The organism is Treponema sp. R6D11 (assembly GCF_054786075.1).
The window spans coordinates 1-2,194 of record NZ_BDHD01000244.1; the positions used below are offsets into that span (position 1 = coordinate 1).

General features: G+C 36.0%; 3 protein-coding genes. 2 read left to right on the top strand and 1 reads right to left on the bottom strand.

Annotated elements, in window-relative coordinates:
- Both ACYVTD_RS11795 and ACYVTD_RS11800 read left to right on the top strand, forming a co-directional pair.
- Positions 1-796 (top strand): translocation/assembly module TamB domain-containing protein (locus ACYVTD_RS11795; protein ID WP_461247964.1); only part of this gene is annotated, 796 nt, incomplete at its 5' end.
- A gap of 8 nt (positions 797-804) precedes the next feature.
- Positions 805-1,245 carry a POTRA domain-containing protein gene (locus ACYVTD_RS11800; protein ID WP_461247965.1) on the top strand — a complete coding sequence of 147 codons (441 nt, stop codon included), beginning with the start codon at positions 805-807 and terminating at the stop codon, positions 1,243-1,245.
- On the opposite strand, the gene ACYVTD_RS11805 is transcribed toward ACYVTD_RS11800, so the two are convergent.
- Positions 1,160-2,194: POTRA domain-containing protein (locus ACYVTD_RS11805; protein WP_461247966.1), on the bottom strand; the 1,035-nt coding region annotated here is incomplete at its 5' end. The two genes, ACYVTD_RS11800 and ACYVTD_RS11805, sit on opposite strands and share 86 nt — an antisense overlap.

The window sequence follows — 2,194 nt, forward strand, 5'->3', positions numbered from 1 at the left end:
ATATACATTAGACGGCAATATAAAGATTCGCTCTGGGGAATTGTATTATTTTGACAGGAATTTTTATATACGGCGGGGAAACCTTGTTTTAAAAGAAAATGAAACCAAAATTTATCCCAGAATAAGCGCAAGGGCTGAAATTAAAAACAGATCCGATTCAGGAACTGTAACAATAGCAATGATTATAGATAACCAGCCTTTATTCAGCTTTCAACCACGTTTTGAGGCAAATCCCAGTATGACACAGCTTGAAATTTATTCGATTTTAGGGCAGAATTTCACTATTGTCCAAACAGAGGATAACATTGATGAGGTGCGTCATTTATTGTTATCTTCCACAACGGATCTTGTAACGCAATTTATTGCAGGTTCGGACGCTCTGTCTCAACTTGCAATTGGGCGTCAATTTGAAAGACAAGTAAGGAATACTATGAAATTGGATATGTTCAGCGTTAGAACTCGAATTTTACAAAATTTCGTTGTAACAAGCGCTTCCAGATTAAGTCAGTTATCAGAGCAAAATACGGTTGATAGAAGCCGTCTGGGTAACTATTTTGATAATACGAGTGTTTTTGTAGGTAAGTATATAGGTCAGGATATGTTCGTACAGGGTATCCTTAGATTAAAATATGATGAAAATAGCACTGTACTTGGAGGAATGACGTTTGAACCGGATTTAGGAATTGAATTACAGAGTCCTTTTTTAAGTATAAGATGGGATTTTTTCCCTTATCATCCTGAAAACTGGTATATAAACGACAATTCAATTACTCTAATGTGGAGTAAATCATTTTAGGAGTTTTGATGAAATTTAGAGTTTTTGTTTTTTTGTTTTTCATAACGTCAATAATAGGTTTTTCTCAAGAAATAGAATCAGAATCATCGCAATTGGCTGATGATTGGTATCAGGGAAAACCTATAAGAGATATTGTTTTTAGCGGTTTAAAAAACATATCGCAATCTGAAATTGACGCGCTTGTGAATCCTTACAAAGGGCGCGCTTTTAATGACAGCACATTTCTTGAAATACAGGGAAAATTATACGCCCTTGAATATTTTGAAAAAATAGAACCCAGCGTTCACCGCTATAATTCGGCGGGAAGCGAAGTGATCATCAGATTTACCGTAGTTGAACGCCCTGTTATAGGACGGATTAACTTTATCGGAAATTCCGGATTAAGGCGCAATGAATTACTTGAGATAATAAACATAAAAACAGGCGATGTTCATAATCAGGCAAAATAAACAATGTTAAGAAATATTCGGCTTTTGAGTCATTACGAATATAATGTTCCCTTTCATATTCCAGAATACCGTAAAAACCCATTCTGTTATAAAGGTAATAGCCTCTTGAAGGGTCATAAAAAATATCACGTTGATCAAGCGAGAGCGAAAACCAAACTGAATTTTTAGGTGTCCATTTATTATTATCTTCTCTAAGGGTTGGATCAAAAGGTCTGAACAATTCAGCGTCATATGTATTTTTAATAATACCAAACCGCGTTCCGCCGCTTATCCCAAAAATACCCAAGAAGGTAGTCCAACGGTATCCGGTAGATAATCCCAATGATATATACCATTGTTCATAAGTCATAAGGTAATCTCTTGTAGGAGTTTTATTATTTCTCTCATAATCATCATAAGAATAGAAGCCGTCAGGGAAAGATTTACCTTTATCATCGGAAAAGAAAGGAGGCTGATTATCCATAGTTGCATATCTTTTTGCATAACTTCCCGATAAATCCATTCCAAGCGAAAGAGGAAGACCAAACGCCCATCTATGCAAATAATTTAAAGATACTGTGCTTGAATCAATAACAGATGAATTTATTTCCGCTCCTAATTCATTTCCGGTTCCGGCAACGTTACGGTCATTCCATTTTACAAGCCCTGATATGGGGAATGTATCGGGATCCGCGCTGCCTGAGAATGTAATTCCAAGTTGAACGTCGGTAGTCGGTTGTTCTTCTACTGTAAAAACTAGTTCCATTAAATTTTCCGAGCTTCCTGGAAGCGTATCGGGAATAATAGTCGAGAAATATTGAAGATTATAAAGGTTACGCATGGCATCCATTATTTTTTCTTTGGAAAAAACATCTCCCGGTTCCATTGGAATTTCTCTTGTAATGACATTGCTTCTGGTTTTATTATTTCCAACAATTAGAATGCTTTCGATATAAGCTCTGCTTCTTTC

Bases quoted from the DNA above. Each gene is read 5' to 3' on its own strand.
- ACYVTD_RS11800 (WP_461247965.1), top strand. From the start codon at position 805: ATGAAATTTAGAGTTTTTGTTTTTTTGTTTTTCATAACGTCAATAATA.